The sequence below is a fragment of the Calothrix sp. NIES-3974 genome (assembly GCF_002368395.1).
Lineage (GTDB): Bacteria > Cyanobacteriota > Cyanobacteriia > Cyanobacteriales > Nostocaceae > NIES-3974.
On the sequence record NZ_AP018254.1, the window covers coordinates 267,005 to 286,241 of the forward strand.

At 40.6% G+C, this 19,237-nt stretch carries 18 protein-coding genes; 11 read left to right on the top strand and 7 right to left on the bottom strand.

Going from position 1 to position 19,237, the window contains the following annotated elements; genetic code table 11:
- The first annotated feature begins 124 nt into the window (after positions 1 to 124).
- Entirely contained in the window at positions 125 to 280 is a 156-nt protein-coding gene (locus CDC37_RS23855; protein WP_157780612.1) for a hypothetical protein, read from the top strand.
- A 14-nt stretch (positions 281 to 294) separates the two neighbouring features.
- Here the strand turns inward: CDC37_RS23855 and CDC37_RS00985 are convergent, their stop codons facing one another.
- From CDC37_RS00985 to CDC37_RS01000, 4 genes are all read right to left on the bottom strand, one after another.
- Entirely contained in the window at positions 295 to 831 is a 537-nt protein-coding gene (locus tag CDC37_RS00985) for a hypothetical protein (protein WP_096620072.1), read from the bottom strand.
- Positions 832 to 1,560: 729 nt separating this feature from the next.
- Positions 1,561 to 1,731 carry a hypothetical protein gene (locus tag CDC37_RS24830; RefSeq protein WP_197707032.1) on the bottom strand — a complete coding sequence of 57 codons (171 nt, stop codon included), beginning with the start codon at positions 1,729 to 1,731 and terminating at the stop codon, positions 1,561 to 1,563.
- Between the two features lie 36 nt (positions 1,732 to 1,767).
- Positions 1,768 to 2,211 carry an SDR family NAD(P)-dependent oxidoreductase gene (locus CDC37_RS00995; protein ID WP_197707033.1) on the bottom strand — a complete coding sequence of 148 codons (444 nt, stop codon included), beginning with the start codon at positions 2,209 to 2,211 and terminating at the stop codon, positions 1,768 to 1,770.
- 142 nt (positions 2,212 to 2,353) lie between these two features.
- Positions 2,354 to 3,025 carry a GNAT family N-acetyltransferase gene (locus tag CDC37_RS01000; protein ID WP_096620074.1) on the bottom strand — a complete coding sequence of 224 codons (672 nt, stop codon included), beginning with the start codon at positions 3,023 to 3,025 and terminating at the stop codon, positions 2,354 to 2,356.
- 480 nt (positions 3,026 to 3,505) lie between these two features.
- Here CDC37_RS01000 and CDC37_RS01005 point away from each other — a divergent pair, with 480 nt between their 5' ends.
- Positions 3,506 to 4,099 carry a TetR/AcrR family transcriptional regulator gene (locus CDC37_RS01005; RefSeq protein ID WP_096620075.1) on the top strand — a complete coding sequence of 198 codons (594 nt, stop codon included), beginning with the start codon at positions 3,506 to 3,508 and terminating at the stop codon, positions 4,097 to 4,099.
- On the opposite strand, the gene CDC37_RS01010 is transcribed toward CDC37_RS01005, so the two are convergent.
- Together CDC37_RS01010 and CDC37_RS01015 are read right to left on the bottom strand one after the other, a co-directional pair.
- Positions 4,073 to 5,299 carry an NAD(P)/FAD-dependent oxidoreductase gene (locus CDC37_RS01010; protein ID WP_096620076.1) on the bottom strand — a complete coding sequence of 409 codons (1,227 nt, stop codon included), beginning with the start codon at positions 5,297 to 5,299 and terminating at the stop codon, positions 4,073 to 4,075. The genes CDC37_RS01005 and CDC37_RS01010 overlap by 27 nt on opposite strands.
- Positions 5,300 to 5,601: 302 nt before the next feature.
- Entirely contained in the window at positions 5,602 to 6,192 is a 591-nt protein-coding gene (locus CDC37_RS01015; protein WP_096620077.1) for a flavodoxin family protein, read from the bottom strand.
- Between the two features lie 153 nt (positions 6,193 to 6,345).
- On the opposite strand from CDC37_RS01015, the gene CDC37_RS01020 reads away from it, so the two are divergent.
- The 8 genes from CDC37_RS01020 (at position 6,346) to CDC37_RS01055 (ending at position 13,732) form a co-directional block, all read left to right on the top strand.
- The gene (locus CDC37_RS01020) at positions 6,346 to 6,567 is read left to right on the top strand and encodes a hypothetical protein (protein ID WP_157780613.1); all 222 of its coding nucleotides are present in this window, start codon (positions 6,346 to 6,348) and stop codon (positions 6,565 to 6,567) included.
- Positions 6,568 to 7,233: 666 nt separating this feature from the next.
- A complete protein-coding gene (locus CDC37_RS25070; protein ID WP_096620079.1) occupies positions 7,234 to 8,247 on the top strand; it encodes a PEP-CTERM sorting domain-containing protein in 1,014 nt (337 codons plus the stop codon).
- 142 nt (positions 8,248 to 8,389) lie between these two features.
- Complete coding sequence (gene grxC / locus CDC37_RS01030) at positions 8,390 to 8,647, top strand: glutaredoxin 3 (protein ID WP_096620080.1); 258 nt, start codon at positions 8,390 to 8,392, stop codon at positions 8,645 to 8,647.
- Positions 8,648 to 8,914: 267 nt separating this feature from the next.
- Positions 8,915 to 9,880: a glutathione synthase gene (gene gshB, locus CDC37_RS01035; protein ID WP_096620081.1), complete on the top strand. Its 966-nt coding sequence runs from the start codon at positions 8,915 to 8,917 to the stop codon at positions 9,878 to 9,880.
- A gap of 71 nt (positions 9,881 to 9,951) precedes the next feature.
- Positions 9,952 to 10,263, top strand: a complete 312-nt coding sequence (locus CDC37_RS01040; RefSeq protein ID WP_157780614.1) for a hypothetical protein — start codon at positions 9,952 to 9,954, stop codon at positions 10,261 to 10,263.
- A 76-nt stretch (positions 10,264 to 10,339) separates the two neighbouring features.
- Complete coding sequence (locus CDC37_RS01045; RefSeq protein WP_096620083.1) at positions 10,340 to 11,785, top strand: carotenoid oxygenase family protein; 1,446 nt, start codon at positions 10,340 to 10,342, stop codon at positions 11,783 to 11,785.
- A gap of 125 nt (positions 11,786 to 11,910) precedes the next feature.
- Positions 11,911 to 13,080: a chromate efflux transporter gene (chrA, locus tag CDC37_RS01050; protein ID WP_096620084.1), complete on the top strand. Its 1,170-nt coding sequence runs from the start codon at positions 11,911 to 11,913 to the stop codon at positions 13,078 to 13,080.
- A 46-nt stretch (positions 13,081 to 13,126) separates the two neighbouring features.
- The gene (locus CDC37_RS01055) at positions 13,127 to 13,732 is read left to right on the top strand and encodes an esterase/lipase family protein (protein WP_096620085.1); all 606 of its coding nucleotides are present in this window, start codon (positions 13,127 to 13,129) and stop codon (positions 13,730 to 13,732) included.
- Positions 13,733 to 13,904: 172 nt separating this feature from the next.
- On the opposite strand, the gene CDC37_RS01060 is transcribed toward CDC37_RS01055, so the two are convergent.
- The gene (locus CDC37_RS01060) at positions 13,905 to 16,121 is read right to left on the bottom strand and encodes a GumC family protein (RefSeq protein ID WP_157780615.1); all 2,217 of its coding nucleotides are present in this window, start codon (positions 16,119 to 16,121) and stop codon (positions 13,905 to 13,907) included.
- A gap of 1,496 nt (positions 16,122 to 17,617) precedes the next feature.
- On the opposite strand from CDC37_RS01060, the gene CDC37_RS01065 reads away from it, so the two are divergent.
- Positions 17,618 to 18,925: a glycosyltransferase family 4 protein gene (locus CDC37_RS01065; RefSeq protein WP_096620087.1), complete on the top strand. Its 1,308-nt coding sequence runs from the start codon at positions 17,618 to 17,620 to the stop codon at positions 18,923 to 18,925.
- The last annotated feature ends 312 nt before the right edge of the window (positions 18,926 to 19,237 follow it).

Here is a 19,237-nt window from a genome sequence, read left to right on the forward strand (position 1 = left end):
CGATACTTCGTATTCTCGTTTTAAGGCATCGCTAAACGCCGAAGCGATGAAAGTTTACGACTCAAGTGAGGATTGACACTGAGCCATCAACTCAATCTTCTGAAGCTAGAAGCACCCTTCGGCGATGATTTCCTGTAATCCGGTCGGGATTAAGCAGAATATTTTAATTCTACCACGCCAAAAAGCCGGGTTGATCGAAAAACAACCCAGCGATATGCCAAAGGCATTAAGCTTTGCTGATCGCAATTTAATCAATAAAAATCATTTATTCCGTGAATAGCTTCGATCTAAAGTCTATCTAAATTTGAAGCCAACACCACCATTAATGCTGACACTGGAGGCAGAACTATTTCTATAGGCATTAATACCACTGGTGACATTGCTATATAACAACACATTATTGCTAACTTGGCTTTCTACACCGGCAACGACAGCAACGCTATCTTTGTTTCCACTGGGGGTGGGTCTGCCGTCTTTTTCGACAAATTGATAACCAGCACCGACAAAAGCATTTGTGCGTCCACCGATGGGAACATCAACTGTTACATGGGGAATAATGGCGCTAGTTTCATCACTGAAATTAATTTGTCCCCGTGCAGAAAAGGGGGTATTTCCTAACTTTAATCGACCGTGGATATTGCCACCAAAAGTAGCCGCATCTCCATCCTGTCCACCATTAGTTACACCTGCAGAAAATCCTGCTCCAATGTAGCTAGCATCTGTGCCTTTTCTCGGACTAGCAGCTGCTTCACCAGCATTTAAAAATAAAGGCATTACAGCCAAGGATGACAATGCAGAAATTGCCACAAAATTCTTTAGTAAACCTTTCATATTTGAGACCTAATTTGTAGGTGTTGCTTTTACAATTTAAGTCGAAAATTTTACCCAAAGGTTCCAATTATTTGGTTCGAGATTTGGGATTAGTTATACCAATTGGAGAACAGAATGCAGCAGATGAATCTTGTAGAGATGTAGCAATGCTACGTCTCCTGTTGTATGTGTTGCAAACGTTTTTTAAATCAGGATTTGGGAATGGGAGTGAATTAACAGCTAATATTTTTTCCCAGTTGGCTATAGTCAAAGTGACGGAGGAGGTTATCTTTATAAGTGCGGTTTTTCGTGAGAATATCCACGTTATAAGTTGCCTCGCCACATGTTTTTCACTAATCAAATCTGATTTCTATAATATTTTCTAATTAAATACCTGATAACAATTATTTTATATATTTGTGTAGACGCGCTATGAACTTCTATATCAGGATTTATGATATTGTCACCATTGGTTGTTAATGTGTGACACTATAAATCCTAATTTAGGGTACATAATCTATCAAAATTTTACACAACACTAACGATAACCTGGAAAAAATATCTACACCACTGTTTACCTTCCCTACGCTGATAATTGTGTCCGTTGCCTAGTTTCTATATATGTTAATTGAATATGAACAAAGCAGATGCACTTCGTCTCTTAAAAGGACGTAAATATCCATAGTAAAAGTTTCTGGTCGGAGCAGAATCTATAGCAAATGGTAGACAGCTAGCTGTGAATCTAGCTTGTCAACTAGAACCATTAATAGGGACTACTTTCTGATTTGGCTGTCTCCAAACGACATGGGAAACGCAATGAATTCCTCGGAAAAAATTATTGGCTGCTAAATCTGCTAAAACCTCTGGTGTTGCGACATAACCAGGGTTGATGACGGTGACACCGATTTGTTGCGATCGCAATTCTTCCCGGAGGGAATGTACTACTGTAAACCAAATTTAGAAGCTCTGTTGGCTACTTCTCGTCCAGAAAAGTTGTCTCGACCGGAGAGGGAACCCATAAATTATGATTTTTGGGTTATCAGACCGTCGTAAAGCTGGTAACAACGCCTTAACTAAATGTATCGGAGCTACTAAATTTACGGCAATGACCTTGGTGATATCTGCATCAGAACAGTTTTCAAAGCTATATCTACTGGTAAATGCATGGGTTTCCCAGGTTCCCCCCATATACAATAATGCATCTAGGCGATCGCTACCGATTGTATGTGTGACTTTTTCTACGCCGTTAAGTTCCGACAGGTCAGCTGCAATCCACTCTCCTACGGGTGCTTGTGTTCGAGAAACCGTCACCAGACGTTTTGTTCGAGGTTGTAGATGTTCCGCAACTGCTAATCCCATCCCACGACTTGCACCTGCAACTACAATTGTTCCAAATTCCATTTTATGTATTTAAGTAAAGGGAGTAGGGAGTAGAGAAAAGTTGTCTCGACCGGAGAGGGAACCCATGAAACAGTTACCAGTTATCGGTCAACGGCACACTATTTTTCACTACTTAAATCGGATTGCTATATGTGGTGGAGTACTAGTAACAAAAACCGAATTTGGTGACACCGGGAAATGGTATATTAAACTGCTCGCTGAAGTAATCCCCATAAAAGGTTTGGTAGGGTTTAAACCCAATCGATTCGTAGGTACGACGGGCAATTTCGTTACCATTGATGACCATAATACCTGCGTGGGTGTAGTGTTGCGATCGCCCTTTTTCTAATAGGGCTTTGAGTAAGATTTTCCCCAGTCCCCGACCCCTTGCTTCTGGTAAAACGGCAACATTTTCGATGATCCAAGGTGCATGGGGTGTCAAAAAAAAGGGTCGGTAATTACCACCCCACAATAACTCATAGCGATCACGAAATATTGCCATCGTTTCCTCTGACCAGTTTAATTCCTGTGCAACTTTGGCTAACCGAGATATCCGCAAGGGACAATAATCCTCCTGATTCGGTTCATATCCTGCTGCTGCTGCAACAGGCTTTCCATTTTCTTCTAAAATTAAAAAGTCTGTCACCTCCCCCCAATTGGATGCTCCCGCTCTCATCACCGCTTCAATCAATGCTAATGCACTCGTCTGGGTGTCTTCTAACAAATCCTCCCAAAAACACCGATTCAAAGGTGGTAGGGAGGCTTCATACTCTATTCTCGCTAGAAAGGGAATATCCGCATTCGTCGCTGTCCGGGTAGTCAATCCATTCGTCATGACAAGCTCCTTGAGATTCTTTTCTAAAAGATACAATCTGTATGTATCTAACTATATGGACATTAAGCTGAGTTTGTTAATATACATTCTGTATGTATGTTTGTCAGATATACTAAAATTCTTGATATTTATATCATTTTTACATAAGCTTTTAAGAAACAAATGTGCTAATTTGATGATTTGCTAGCGGCGAAAAACGCGGTGAGTTAAGCACTGACACCTTGCGCCAGGTGAAGTTAGAAATAAATTTAACTAAGTATTTTTCAAATACTCAACTACGCTCCTGTCTGCCAGGGATTGGAAATTCCTGTCTCACAGATTAAGTCCATTAAAATGGATTATAAATCAAACGTAAAAAATGAGAGTAATTGATGACTCTAAGTTAGATTATTTACGTATTTATCAGTAAGGTGCAAGATTTGACAAAAGTGAAATTAAAGAGGGATTATTTCTCCTGTCTCCTGTATTCTCCCACCAACCATGTCCAGTAAACTAACCAAAGCCGAACAGACCCTCCGTACCCGTCGAGCGATAATCGAGCGATCGCGTTATTTGTTTGCGACCAAAGGGTATGCAGCGACTGGGACTGAGGAGATTATCGAGGGGTTGGGGATTACCCGTGGAGCGTTGTATCATCAATTTGGCGATAAGTTAGGGGTATTTAAGGCTGTAGTGGCTGAAGCCTATGACGAAATGACGGATTATATTGGTCATAAAATAGAAGGGTTGGAAGATTCTTGGGAGCAATTAGTAGTTGGTTGTCAGGCTTTTTTAGAAATTGCTCAACGGGGTGATTTACAGAGAATTGTGTACATTGAAGCACCCGCAGTTTTAGCGGCGGATACCTTGGTAGAGTTTGATCAATATGGGTTTGGTTTGCTGCATCAGGGGATTCAGGTAGTGGTAGAGGAGGGCAAATTACATACCATCGATGTGGAGGGTTTTGCCCATTTGGTCAATGGAGCCTTAAATGAATTGGCAATTTGGGTAGCGAAATCCAAGGATAGAGAACGGTTAAAAACGGCTCAAGCACTGGTGGAAGCATTATTAAATAGCCATCGCACAACCAGCTAAATAACCAGTTGTCCAAGCACTTTGAAAATTAAACCCCCCCGTGATACCATCAATATCGAGGATTTCTCCAGCAAAATATAAACCGGGAGAAATTTTACTTTCCATTGTTTTAAAGTTAATTTCCTTGAGATCAACTCCTCCACAGGTGACGAATTCGTCTTTAAATACCCCTTTTCCACTGACAAGATATTGTCCTTGGGTGAGTTCGGTGATTAACTGGTTAATTTGCCTTTTGGAAACTTCAGCCCACCGGACTTGTTCCTGAATATTGGCACGGGAAAGTAAATATTGCCACAGTCTGTGGGGAATTTCCACACCCCGATATAAAAACATGGTTTTGCGAGGTACTTCCTCTTTAGTTTGAATTAGTTGTTGACGGATTTCCTCTGGGGAAAGATGGGGAAGAAAATTAATTTGTAACTTGGCTTGGTAGCGATGTTGGTGTAATATCCTCGCTCCCCATGCAGATAATTTGAGGATGACAGGACCACTAAATCCCCAATGGGTAATTAGGAATGCACCGGTTTGTTCCAATCCCGGATGGTCAGGAACGGATAGTTTAATTTTGACATTGGGAAGGCTGATTCCTGCAAGCTGGTTTAATTGGGTATCGCGAACATTAAAAGTAAATAGGGAGGGAACGGGAGAAATGATAGTATGTCCCAAGGATTGGGCAATTTGATAACCAATTGGGTTGCTACCTGTAGCCATGAGAAGGCGATCGCATTCTTGTTTTTCCCCTGATTTCAGGGTAATTTCGTATTTACCCCGGTGGTAGGTGACACGATTTACGGGGGTGCGGGTTTGAATTTTGATTTTGGCTGCATTTGCAGCGTTAACTAAGCAACTGGTAATGGTTTCCGATGTATCGGTAATGGGGAACATGCGTCCGTCAGCTTCCGTTTTTAGATGGACACCATGTTTTTGAAACCAAGTTACGGTATCCTGAGCTTGGAAGCGGGAAAACGCACCTAATAGAGCTTTATTTCCCCTGGGATAGTTCTGAACTAATAGTTTTGGCTCAAAACAAGCGTGGGTGACATTACAACGTCCACCCCCGGAAATACGCACTTTACCCAAAACCTGGGGACTCGCTTCTAGAATAGTGACTTGGGGGTGAGGGTGAGATTTAGCAGCAGCGATCGCACCGAAAAAACCAGCTGCACCTCCACCAATGACGATAATTTGTAATGTTCCCACGGGATAGTTAGGGTTTTCTGAAAAATAGTCAGACTTTCATATTGTAAGCTGTTGAGGCTATTTTGGCTGAAAAAAGTGCAAATACATGGGTATATAAAACTTCAAAACCTTGCATTGATAATTTTTGGGGTCTTTGGAAAAGTGGAATGGAAAGCTTATAAATATTCCCTACTCCCTACTCCCCATTCCCTACCTCCTACTAAAAAACTTTTACAGCAGACCCTTGTCAAAATATTCCCTACCCCCTACTCCCCATTCCCTACCTCTACTAAAAAACTTTTACAGCAGACCCTTGTCAGTAGTTATTTTTGGAAGCGTTGGACAATTTCGGCAATCCGTTTACCATAGTTGATTGCAGTTAGGCGATCGCCTTCATAAATTTCGGCTGGTTTACCATTTGTATCCATTGGTGTATATCCCATTACCCCCATAAAAGAACCAAGACGATTAACACCATCATCCTTGCCAAGGTAATGACTGGGCATATCACCCGCATTTACCCAAATCATACTATGTTGGGCGGCGTTAATGGCCATGTAAAGTAAAGTTCCCTGTTTATCTCCACTTTGGGAACTGGAATGGGTAAACCCACCAGCGATTTTATCTTTCCAAGCTTGTTGGAACCAAGCTTCACTCGCTGCATCGATAAAAGCTTTAAACTGTGCCGCAACACCACCCATATAGGTAGGGGAACCAAAAATAATCCCATCAGCTTGATTTAATTTGGCCATATATTCGTCATTCCGCCAACGACCATTAGTAATATCTTCACCTTGAATCCGCAATAGCTCTACTTGGGTGGAGGGAACTTGATTTGCACCAGTTGCGATCGCTTCTGCCATTAAATGGGTATGACCGCTTCCGGAAAAGTAGACGATGGCAATGTTAGACATATGAACCTGGTAGTTTTCTTCCGTCAGGTGTTGATACTAAAAGATTTTTCTGGGGAAGTAAAGTAGTTACTTTTTGGTAACTAGGTTTTAATTCGCGATTAAGGTGGTATTATCCTCCAACTGACCAAAGTGGATGTGGGAGGGGAATTCCAAATGAACGGAATTTGTAAAATCGGCAAAGACATCTGTAACCACTTTACTGGTTACAAGGGCAAAATTAAAAATGCGATCGCGGATTCTGTCAAAACCCAACTTAGTAGCACCCAAGTCAAGGATAAAATGGCTAGTGTCACCAAGCAAGGTTTATCTAGCTTGAATTTACCACCCATCAAATCGGTAAAAATGGAAGGCGGATTTGTCAAGGTTACGTATTAAATATTGATTTGCTTGATGGACTGTATTGGATTGATTCATAGGGATGTTTTCCATCAGCATCCCTATACTCTAATACGGTTCATAAGAAAATTAGTAAACCCAAAATAATTGTAGAGACGCGTTAGCGTTCAGCTCCTCTGAAAGAGGTTATATCGCGTCTCCCTCCCGAAATCTATTTATATAAGTTTAATTTTGAGAATAATTATTATGTGTTTCTTTATCCGGAAACTAAACAAAAAAGATAACTTATACATAAATGTCAATTTATCAATGTGAGAAATACTGAAATTAGTAATTAATTAGTCAAAAAACAAGAGTTGCAAAAAATATATCTGAATAATCGTAAATTCAAGAATAAATTTCATTCAACTTAACTGATGCCTGAGAAGTCGGGTTTCTCAGAGAAATCCAACTTCTGAATACTCCCAATAAATACGCAATTAATCACCATCCATGTCAGCCAAATATTTACCTGAAACTTCGACACTCATAATTGTCACCCGTATAATTAACTAATTTATACATATTTTTTCAAAGCAATATACTTGTAATTATTTTGATAAAGAATAAATAAAAGTAAGAGTATTTCATCGACAAATGGTCATATTCATCACTAGATTGGTTTTGCAAATAAAATCACATTTATCCCAGGAAATAAATCAGTCAATGAAAAAATCAATTTATCTCAAAACCATTGTCGGTCTTACGGCTGTTTCTGTCTCCTTACTAAACGTCAATCCTGCAATGGCAAAAAACGGAAACGGTAATGGAAACGGGAACAAAGCTTCAACTACAACTTCAAGCTCCACCCCTTCAACCACTACTTCTACTACAACCACCTCCACCCCTTCAACCACTACTTCTACTACAACAACCTCTACTTCTTCAGGTGCAAAGTGTAGCCTAACTGATATCATATTTGCTGGAATCAGCGCCACATCCTGCTATAATGCCAGTGGTAATGATACTGGTACTGTTGACCTAACCAAAAGCCTAAGCAGTAGCTTTAACTTAGGTTCCGGTTTAAATTGGTCGTTACAAGGAAAATCCGATGGTAGCTCCAATATCGGTTTCACTGCTCAACAAGATCAAACTTCAGGAAGTCTATCTTTCACAGATTTATTTACTAGTGGCCATACAGATGGCTTAAGCACCTTCGTGATCACCCTCAAAGCTGCAAACAGCTACGCAGCTTATCTCTTTGAAAATGTGAATTTATCCAGCCTATCTTCCCTCACAGGTACTTTCAATACCATCGGTACATCGGTGAATGGAAGAGGAAACGCTCAAGCCTTATCCCACGCTTCCATATTCGTGGCTAACTACACACCTTACGTAGCACCACCTAAACCACCCGAACCACCTGTAGCTCAACCACCTGTAGCTCAACCACCTGTAGCTCAACCACCTGTAGCTCAACCACCCGTAGCTCAACCACCTGTAGAACAACCACCCGTAGCTCAACCACCTGTAGAACAACCACCTGTAGAGCAACCACCTGCACCAATCGTACCGGAGCAACCTTCTTCTCCCCCTCCATCCACCACGGTAGTCAATCCTAAAAACCCTGTCCAAAAAGTTCCTGAACCTGCAACCACTGCTGCACTCGGTTTAATGGCTCTCGGTGCATTGAAAATGAAAAAGAAACTAAACTTAGAAAATTCTCAAGTGGCTGAATAAATTACTCTTTGATTGATAATAATTAATATACCCCGGCTTTTGACAAAAAGTCGGGGATTTATATCTGGACAGGAAAACCGAACTTTGATTCCTGGCTGGCTACGTTTTAAAATTAAGAAATGTTACTATCTGTCAAAATACTATGACTTCTAGAGTAGAAATTTATACTTGGTCTAGCTGTCCCTTTTGCATTCGTGCGAAAAACTTGCTGAAGCGTAAAGGGGTGGATTTTATTGAATACGGAATTGATGGAGATGAGGAAGCGCGGAATGCAATGGCAATTCGTGCAAATGGACGACGTAGTCTTCCACAGATTTTTATTAATGATGTTCATGTGGGGGGTTGTGATGACATTTATGCATTGGATGCACAAGGAAAGTTGGACATGATGTTGGTTTAGGATGCATTAGTAAACGGTAAGCTGCTGTTTGCCTAGTCCAGCGCCATATTATGGTTAAATATTTTGTTTGTAGTAGCGCTACTCTAGAAGAACGCTCTTGCTGTAGCGCAAGGAGCGCTACTACGAGCTAAGTATAGAGGTTCTACGGGACTCTCTACCTAATCTACAGCTGGCAAAGGGGGTTAATCTAAAATCCATAGACGCACGTAGTGCGGCTTCCCGTAGGGTAATCTAAAATCCAAAATCGTCTGTCCAAGGTGAAAATCTGTGAAACTTGCTTTTATTATTGACCCCATCCACAAGCTCGATCCTTGCCATGATACGAGTGTAGCACTGATGGAAGCAGCCCATGTGTTAGGACATGAGGTTTGGATTACTCAAGCTGAATATTTAAGTGTAATCAATAATCAAGCCTATGCTTATGTTCAGCGTGCGGAGTTGACACCGATTGAACTAGTTGATGACAGGTGGATTGCAGTTGCAGATTGGTATCGCTTATCCCCCCAGGAGTTTACACCCTTGGCAAACTTTGACGCGGTATTCATGCGTACTGACCCACCTGTAAATATTCCCTATTTATTTGCCACCTATATCCTGGATTATATCGACCCCAACCAAACCCTGGTAATCAACCACCCTCAAGGGATTCGAGCAGCCAACGAAAAAATGTACGCCCTCCAATTTACCCAAGCCATCCCGGAAACAATTGTGAGTGCGGATAAAAAAGTTATCCGTGAATTTTTGGAAGCTAAAGGTGCAGCAATTCTTAAACCTCTAGGAAACAAAGCGGGGGAAGGAATCTTATTTTTGCAACCAGGCGATCGCAATTTTAATTCAATTCTGGAGTTAAGTACCCATCAAGGTTCGGTTCCGGTGATGGTACAGGAATACTTACCTGCTGCCAAGGATGGGGATAAACGGATTATTTTGCTGAATGGGGAACCGATTGGGGCAATTAACCGTTTGTCTTCTGGGGCGGATTTCCGGAATAATATGGCCACGGGGGGAACGGTGGCAGCTACGGAAATTACGGAGCGAGAGTATGAGATTTGTAGTCAATTAGCTCCGAAGTTGCGGGAAGATGGGTTGATTTTTGTCGGGATTGATGTCATCGGTGGATATTTGACGGAAGTAAATGTGACAAGTCCCACGGGTATTCGGGAAATTGACCGGTTTAATGGTGTTCGCTTAGGACAAAAGGTGATTGAGTGGATTAACAGTCAAATCAAATAATTTGCTTGAGTTGAGCCTAATTGCCGATAATAAAAGCATAAGTTATCGGTGTCACCAGTGTTGGGGTGGCTGTGGAAAAAGTCTTGCTCAGTACACAAACTCAACCCTTACCGGATGCAATTCGTTGGCTATTGTGTGGAGCAGCAGCGTTGTGTTGGTTTTCCATGGCTATATTTCACCGTTTAGGTTTGATCCGTTTTTGTCGATTGCGGGCTAAATATCGTTTGATCGCTGGAATAATTGCGATCGCGATCGCATTTTTGGGACATGGGTTATTACCAATTGTTGTAATTGGTTCGCTGATGTTGGTTGCTGGTTTACAGGTGGTTCAGGATATATTAACTGCACGTCCACAAACCCGTTTATTGGAACCACAAATTTAATTGTATTTACACGACCCCTTCGTAGAGACGACCCGACGGATCGTCTCTACCAAATTAATCCAAAATCTAAAATTCAATGACTGCCATATCTAACATTCAAACACAAACCAATAAATGGTCGCAGGCTATTCTCAAACCAGCACAGGAATTTGATTCTACTCCTTTATCTGTAATTTCTGGGGAGATTCCCACGGGTTTGCGAGGAACTTTGTACCGCAATGGACCCGGTTGTTTACAACGGGGGGGTGTTCCCGTTGGTCATTGGTTTGATGGTGATGGAGCAATTTTGGCTGTCAATTTTCATCGTGGGGGGGTAGCAGCGACCTATCGATTTGTGCAAACCCAGGGTTATCAACGGGAAGTTGCAGCGAATCGGTATTTGTATGGTAATTATGGCATGACTGCACCGGGAAATTTTTGGCAGCGTTTGTTTACTCCGGTCAAAAATACGGCAAATACTTCTGTATTGGCTTTACCTGATAAATTATTGGCATTATGGGAAGCGGGGAAACCCTACGCACTGGATTTGGAAACTTTGGCGACACTGGGTGAAGATGATCTAGGTGCTTTGCAATCCCAATGGAGCTATTCAGCCCATTATAAACGGGATGGAAAAACCGGGGAGATTTGGAATTTTGGTTTGACTCCAGGTTTAAATAGTCAGTTACGTATTTACCGTAGTCATCCCAGTGGCAAAATTAGCAAAGCTGTCAGCCATCAAGTTGGGGGAATTCCCCTAATTCACGATTTTGTCATGGCTGGGGAATATTTAATTTTTTTAGTTCCCCCAGTACGATTAAATTTATGGTCGATTATGCTGGGTCAAAAAAGTTACAGTGATGCCTTAACTTGGCAACCCAACCAAGGTACACAGGTTTTAGTTTTTGACCGTCAAAACCTACAATTAGTTGCCAAAAGTGTCACCGACGCTTGGTTTCAATGGCATTTTGCCAACGGTTATGTGGATACCGATGGACTAGTAAGAATTGATTTCGTCCAGTATCAGGATTTTCAAACCAATCAGTATTTACAACAGGTCGCCACAGGCAATACCCACACCCTAGCAGTTAGTTGTTTATCACGGGTTTATCTGCAACCCCAAACAGCAAAGGTAGTAAAAGTCGAAAAAATCCTCGATGATCACTGTGAATTTCCCAGCGTTCCCCCAGTCAATGTCGGTAAATATTCTCGCCATACCTACTTATCAGCATACCGTCCTGGTACTAACACCCAAACAGAAATTTTCAATGCGATCGCCCGTTTTGATCACAAAACCAGTGGTTTCTGTATCGCGGATATGGGAGAAAACCGTTACCCATCGGAGCCAATTTTTGTCAGCAACAACGAAAACCCTGAACAGGGCTGGATTTTGACGGTTGTTTATGATGGGAACCTAGATAGTAGCCAAGTTTGGATCTACGATTGCGATCGCCTCCAAGATGAACCCGTGTGTCGTTTACAATTACCCAGTTTTATTCCCCCCAGTTTCCACGGTACTTGGAAACCTGTTTCCGGGATTTAAGGAACAATTAGCGAGAAGTCAGGTTGTTATCAGGTTTTTAGGATAGATTAGCTGGATCAACCAAGCCTTAACCTCAACTTGGTAATATCACCTGAGAATTATTGCAACCATTTTTAACTCAACTGATGGAAACTTTACCACGGGAAAACAAATTAATCGAACTGGCGAAACTCTTTTTCAAACAGGGTATAATTGGATTTGGTGGTCCAGCTGCCCATATTGCCATGATGGAAGAGGAAGTGGTGAACCGTCGCAACTGGCTGACACGGGAGCATTTTCTCGATTTAGTTGGGGCTACAAATTTAATTCCCGGGCCAAACTCTACGGAGATGGCGATTCATATCGGTTATACCTACGCCCAATGGCCTGGTTTAATTATAGCTGGAGTTTGCTTCATTTTTCCGGCGGTACTTTTGACTGGGTTAGCTGCCTGGATTTATGTATCTTTTGGAACTTTACCCCAGGTTGCACCCTTATTATACGGAATTAAGCCCGCAGTATTAGCAGTAATTGGTGCAGCAGTATGGCGTTTGGGTAAAACCGCATTCAAAAAGCGAATTTTAATCTTGATTGCCCTAGCCGTAGTGGTAGCTGTTTTTATGGGTGTAAACGAGGTTTTGGCTTTAATTCTCGGTGGAATTGGGGGGATGGTAATACTAAGAAGTATAAGTCCTCCCGTTGCCGCCATTTTATCACCCCTCAGTTCCACCCTAGTTGTAAATGTGTCTAGTTCCACGAATCCCCCTAATTATTCCCTGTGGCAGTTAGGGTTAGTATTTTTGAAGATAGGCTGTGTATTATACGGGAGTGGATACGTATTAGTAGCATTTTTACAAAGTGAGCTAGTGCAAGGATTAGGATGGTTAACCCAGAAACAATTATTAGACGCGATCGCAATTGGTCAATTTACTCCAGGACCAGTTCTTTCTACAGCTACCTTTATCGGCTATGTAATTGGTGGATTACCTGGTGCCATCGTTGCCACCATCGGTATTTTTCTTCCTTCCTTCGTACTGGTAGCCCTACTCAATCCCATTGTACCCAAATTACGAGCATCCAAATACATGTCCGCCTTTTTAGATGCCATTAATGCCAGTGCGATCGCTCTGATGATAGCAGTAACCATTCAATTAGGACGAGAAATTCTATTCCCAGGGAATCAATTTGATTGGTTTGCCAGTCTTATTTTCCTAGTTTCTGCCATCATCATCATTCGTTGGCGTTTAAACGCAGCTTGGTTAGTTTTTGGTGGCGCTATTTTTGGCTGGGTGTATAAAATGTTTGTTGCTGTTTAAAGGCAAATTATTTGACACAAACATCCAAAATCTACCAAAATCTAAAATGCCAATTTCCCCATCACCAAATCCCGTATTACTAGTTCACGGAATTACCGACACAGGTAAAGTCTTTACCAAAATGGCTAACCAACTCAGGTTAGCAGGTTTTTCCACCCACGATTTAGATTTAATTCCCAACAACGGGGACGAACCACTAGAAGTATTAGCTAAACAAGTTCAAGAATATTGTCAGCGTAGTTTTAGTCATCAACAAAAATTTGATATCGTCGCCTTTAGTATGGGAGGTATTGTGAGTCGTTACTACTTACAACGTCTCGGTGGGTTAGATTTGGTGGAGCGATTTATCACCATTTCCTCACCCCACCAAGGCACAATTTTAGCCTACGCTTCTAACAAACCTGGATGTGTACAAATGCGTCCGAACAGCGCTTTTTTACGAGATTTAAACTCGGATATTGACCAACTCAAAAAATTAGACTTTACATCAATTTGGACACCCTATGATTTAATGATTTTACCTCCGAGGAGTTCAAAAATGCCCTTCGGTAGAGAAATTATAATTCCTGCATTCACCCATCCCTGGATGTTAACAGATAACCGTTGTATTCAAGCTATTATCAATGTCTTGAAGCAAACAAGAATTGATTAAACTTAGATGAAATATCATCTATTTTGAAAATTTCTCGTAGAGACATAGCAATGCTACGTCTCCGACTCACGTTAATTAGACTAATTTGAAAAATAAATACGACAGATAGATATTGGAAGATATTGCTGTATCACCAAATCTAAAATAGTATTTTTTTCCCTATATTTTGTCCCTAAACTTCCACCTCAATTCCTGGAACATCAACATGATAAGAATAGTAATTATCACCCAGTAAATCATTTTTCACGCGATTCGCAACCATTCCCAACAAAGGTATCTGGGACATTTTTAAACTTTCCAAGGTTTGCTGAAGAATTTTCCGATCGGTTTTTTCCATGCTCACAGCTAAAATCATCCCATCGGTAGCAGATGCAAGTAAACTCGCATCCGCAAGGCCAGCCAAGGGAGGAGTATCATAAATCACCAAGTCATAATGACGTTTAAATTCCTCCATTAATTGGCGCATTTTCATGGAAGAGAGCAGTTTCGCTGGATCGGGAGGTGTCGGACCAGCGCTTAAAATTGATAGTTCCGTCACCCCAGGCATTGGTACAATTGCTTCTTGAGCAGGTAAAGAACCAGCAATTAAACTACTCAAACCACCCAAGTTACTGGTTTGAGCTAAATCGTGAATCGTCGGACGACGTAAATTCGCATCCACCAGCAATACTCTCCGTCCCATTGCACAAGCGGTCAATGCTAAATGAAAAGCCAAAGTCGATTTACCATCACCCGGTAAAGCTGAACTAATCACCAAAGAAGAAATCGGGCGATCGCAACTTAACAATTGGATATTTGTATAAAGTACCCTCAATGCATCAAGAAATTTCGATGATTCATCGTACCCATAACCATTCCCTACCCCCACACGACGACGTGATAGACTAGTCAAAGGTAAATCTTCCTGCTGCTGATTTCCCGGTAGACGTTTATTGCGTTTCTTCGAGTTCAGTTTACGCTGGAAAGGTATGGTTCCTAACAACGGTAATTTGGTTTTTTCCTTCAGTGCATCAACACTATGGTAAGTCGTATCCAGTTTTTCCAGAATCAGAGCTGCGCTGATTCCCATTAAAGTACTTGCAACTAATCCCAAAATCACATTACGGGGAATATTCGGTGATGTCGGGTTTTCTGGTTGCACCGCTTCTTCTACAATTCTCCACTGAGTTTCCTTCTGAGCAACTTCAATTTGCAGTTTTTCACGAGTTTCGGATAAGCGATTCAAGCTTTCAGTCGCAACCTTCAGTTTTTGTTGCAGTTCAGTATACTCACGAGCAAGTATGGGTAATTGCTTAATTTGACGTTCCAAAAACGATTGAGTTTGTAGAAGCTGTTGTTGCTGTCTTTGTAGTGTTTGCAATTCCGTTGCAGCTTCAGCCATCCTGATTCCCAAAATACGTCGTGCTTCCTGTTCCAATAATGGCAGTAAATTTTCTCGACGTTCCCGCAAAATCTCAATTTGGATACTATCTTCCCGGAATCGGGTCAATTCCTTAGCAATTTCTGCTTCTGCTTGACGAATCTGATTAACTATATTCTTATAGGTGTCTGCATCCCGTAACACAGCTTGCGCACCATCCACAGTTTGCAAACGACTATACTCTGATTGCGCTTTAGCTAAACGTTGTTCTATATTCAATCTCTGCTCAGATAATAATTTGATTTGATTAGCAATTTGAGCTTGCTGAGAATCAGGGTCAATAAAGTTATTCCGTTGACGGAAAATTTGTAATTGTCTTTGTAACCTGTCCACACGGGTTTGTACACCCTGTTGTTCTCGCTTCACAAAGTTTAAACCCTGTTTCAGATTACTTTGACGGTCTTCTCGACTATACTCTAGATAGGCATTGGAAACCTTATCTAAAATTGTTTTCACTTTATCTGGATTAGTATTGCGATATCTGACTTCAATAATTTTGGTCTCTCCAACTCGATTAATAGTCAAATTTCCTAAAAGAGTTTTTTGATCGACTTCTGGATACGTGACCTGAATCTGCTTGACAATCCCCTTCATCAGTTCAGGACTTTTCAACACTTCTATCTGGGTTTCATAATCCAATTCACTCTTTTGTCCACTACCCTGATTTGGGTCTGTAATCTTCGGTAAACTATCATCCTTAACTGGTTCCACCAACAATTGAAACCGACCTTCATAGATAGTCTCCTGCTGAAGCGTCAGTCCCACCACCCCAGACATTACAGCAGTGCTTACACCCACAATAATCAAACTTCGACGACGTAATACCTCCAAAAAATCACGAATGTTATTATCTTCTTCAACAATTTCTGTAAAACTCATTACCGTACCATATGGGGGTATATTATTATCCCCATTATTACCGTTATTATGTACTAGCGAAGGATATAAAGGATTTCCAGATGTGTTCATGAGTAACCCACCATCTATTTGGGACAATTAATGATTAGTTGGAACCAGATATTTTCAGACCAGATTTTTTGCCAATCGTAGATTTTCCAGAATAATGAGAGAATGCACCAGACCAACCCTGTAATAATCAATATAGAAGCAACAAATTCACAAAATTTACTTAGTATTATCAGCTATTCCGTGATGGTACGATACCCCAAATTTAAATGTGGGGTCAATAGGTGGGCACCTGGCTGCCTAACATAACACTTGAAATACCTATCTAGCAAGGATTTTATCTCTAAGCTTAGTGTCTGGTCATTTAGATGCTTATTTATTGCCTATAACCCTGATATTACCTTATCAACGCAGTCAAGACTGGAAGGTAAAATCAAGGCTTTGAGGAGATTTGTCAGGTAGTCAGGGTGGACATTACCGGGTAATCCAAAATTGCTTGACACAGGGTAACATCAGCAGAAAGGTCATAGGATAATCTCTCTTTCGTTCAAGATAATACTAAATTAGAATAGACAATTATTACCAGTTGATAGGTAATAGCACTTATTTCCGTCCTCCACAAAGACGAGTCCTTGAGTTATTTGACAAAACGCAACATCCAGAGGCTTTATCTTGACTACTTACTTACATATAAGCTAATGGAAACAGGCAAATCTTATATAAACTTTCATAAAGATTTAAATAGTTTTCATGATTATTGATAAAAAGGTAAAGTTTAAATGAATTGAAGATAGGTTTGTGCTTACTAACTAGTTTATGATTTACATTTTATACAGAAGGGTATGGCTTGAGAACAACCTGCTTTGTGTAAATTTACTTAAATAATAATACATCAAGCTTAAGTTTTTTCCCAGGATTTGTGAGAAAAACAGCCTGAAGCCCAAATAAACAATCGAATTAGCGAGGAGAGAGTGTTGATTCCATTGATTGCAGATGATGTCACATCAGTAAGATTACTTCTAAGTAAGATTACCAATTTTTGCCAAGAAGACTAGTGCAGCATGGTAGAAATAAATTTTACTATTTACAGTCCTTTTGAGGTACGTGAGGTATACCAAATTTAGTTAGAGGCTTGTAGTGATTGATATTCCATGAAGTGGTTATACCTCATTAACATTGAAAATGCTGTAAAATGCCTAAAAAGCTTATACATTAGTTATTATTTCTTTTGCCTTTCTAATTTTTGTAATAGAGTGATATATTCATCTTTAACCTCTCTAGCAAGTATTAAGTTAATATCCTTGTGCGTGCGTATACAGTATATTGGTGGCTTATCCTAAGTACTCTATACAAGTACTTCTAGATTCGACAAGATATAAATTTGCTTTCAGCAAAAAAATAAGAAGCAGGATGCAACTGTAAGGGTTTATCTTCAGAGCATAGTATCTACCACTGGATTACGAACACAGTCAAACTGATAAAGAATTGTCGGTGCTACGAAGTACTGCATTTTTGTACGACTGAATTGCGGCCCAAATAATTACAGGAGGATAGATATCTTGACTTTAAGTGAAGACAGTAAAAATTTCCTTCCCAACAAACTGAATTCATTCTACGGACTTAAACAGCACTCAGTAACAACTGAAAAATCTATTAAACTAGCTGTTATCACCCAGTTTTTCCCACCGGACTATGCTGCAACAGGTCAACTAGTAGAAGAATTAGTATTGCAACTGGGGAAACAGGGCTTAGATATTGAAGTATTTACTGGACAACCAGGATACGCTTTTAGAACAGCTAATGCTCCTGGGAGTGAAAGCATTGGTCGAGTTAAGATTCGCCGCTCCCGCACCAGTCAGATGTTTTCTGGACGGATTCGTGGTAAGGCTGTGAATGGAGTTATGTTTTTCCTACGGGCTATTTCCCATATGATTCGCCATCGTCGGAAGCATAATATTATGTTAGTGACGACGGCACCACCTTTTTTACCTATTTTGGGATATTTGGCGAATCGACTATTCGGAATATCGTATGTCTGCATTCTTTATGATTTATATCCAGATATTGCTGTAGCTTTAAAAGTTATCCCCGAAAAGCATATTTTAACAAGGGTGTGGCAATCCCTAAATCGGGCGATTTGGCGTAGGGCTAATGGGTTAATTGTCCTGAGTCCGGACATGAAACAACGAATCGTCAACCATTGTCCGGAGGTAGCCGATAAAACCCACGTAATTCACAGTTGGGCAGACCCGGATTTAATTGTTCCCATACCCAAAAAGTATAACTGGTTTGCCTGGAAGCATAATTTAGTGAATAAGTTCACTGTTCTGTATTCCGGAAATTTAGGTCGTTGTCACGACATGGAGACGATTTTAGCTGCTGCTCAAGAATTGCAAGATGAACCAATTCATTTCCTCTTTGTTGGTGGTGGTGCTAAAGCGAAACTCCTCAAAGAAGAAGTAAAACGCTTAGGACTACAAAACTTCCAGTTCCTTCCTTATCAGGATAAAAAAGATTTACCCTATTCACTCACCGCTTGTGATGTATCCCTTGTAAGTGTTGAGGATGGGATGGAAAGTCTAGTCGCACCTAGCAAAGTTTACAGCGCATTGGCAGCAGGTAGACCAATGGCAGTCATTTGTCCGCAACATTCGTATTTACAAAGCATGATTGCAGAAATGAAATGTGGTGCTACATTTAACAACCGTGATGCTAAAGGATTAGCAGAATTTTTCCGGATACTCAGTAGAAACCCGGAAATGGTAGAAGGGATGGGTAAAGCAGCAAGGCAGTATATGCGATCGCACTTTACATCAGAGGTGATTGCCAAGGAGTATTTGGAGGTGTTACGTCAAAGTATTTTGTAACATCATCACCAAATACCATTTTTTAAATAGCTGATAGTTATGCAAATCAATTAAAATGGTAATGGGTTGTGCCGCTAAGAGTTAAAGGTGTGGAAAATTTCTACAATCAATAGTATTTATTTGCCGTACTTTGATGAATAAATAGATTATTTTAATAACAAAATAATCTATTTATATTGACCAAGAAATCTCATCACTTTACTAGTACATTCATTAAATAAATTCAATACAGGGTGTGTGGTTATTTGATAGGTAAGTAAATAAAATTATGATTTACATTGTTAGATACTGAAAATTAATTGCCGTCATTAT

Coding starts and splice junctions, on each gene's coding strand:
- CDC37_RS01060 (WP_157780615.1), bottom strand. CDS start 16,121: ATGAACACATCTGGAAATCCTTTATATCCTTCGCTAGTACATAATAAC.
- CDC37_RS01000 (WP_096620074.1), bottom strand. CDS start 3,025: ATGACGAATGGATTGACTACCCGGACAGCGACGAATGCGGATATTCCC.
- CDC37_RS01055 (WP_096620085.1), top strand. CDS start 13,127: ATGCCAATTTCCCCATCACCAAATCCCGTATTACTAGTTCACGGAATT.
- CDC37_RS00985 (WP_096620072.1), bottom strand. CDS start 831: ATGAAAGGTTTACTAAAGAATTTTGTGGCAATTTCTGCATTGTCATCC.
- grxC (WP_096620080.1), top strand. CDS start 8,390: ATGACTTCTAGAGTAGAAATTTATACTTGGTCTAGCTGTCCCTTTTGC.
- CDC37_RS25070 (WP_096620079.1), top strand. CDS start 7,234: ATGAAAAAATCAATTTATCTCAAAACCATTGTCGGTCTTACGGCTGTT.
- CDC37_RS01015 (WP_096620077.1), bottom strand. CDS start 6,192: ATGTCTAACATTGCCATCGTCTACTTTTCCGGAAGCGGTCATACCCAT.
- CDC37_RS01045 (WP_096620083.1), top strand. CDS start 10,340: ATGACTGCCATATCTAACATTCAAACACAAACCAATAAATGGTCGCAG.
- CDC37_RS01005 (WP_096620075.1), top strand. CDS start 3,506: ATGTCCAGTAAACTAACCAAAGCCGAACAGACCCTCCGTACCCGTCGA.
- CDC37_RS01020 (WP_157780613.1), top strand. CDS start 6,346: ATGAACGGAATTTGTAAAATCGGCAAAGACATCTGTAACCACTTTACT.
- CDC37_RS23855 (WP_157780612.1), top strand. CDS start 125: ATGATTTCCTGTAATCCGGTCGGGATTAAGCAGAATATTTTAATTCTA.
- chrA (WP_096620084.1), top strand. CDS start 11,911: ATGGAAACTTTACCACGGGAAAACAAATTAATCGAACTGGCGAAACTC.
- CDC37_RS00995 (WP_197707033.1), bottom strand. CDS start 2,211: ATGGAATTTGGAACAATTGTAGTTGCAGGTGCAAGTCGTGGGATGGGA.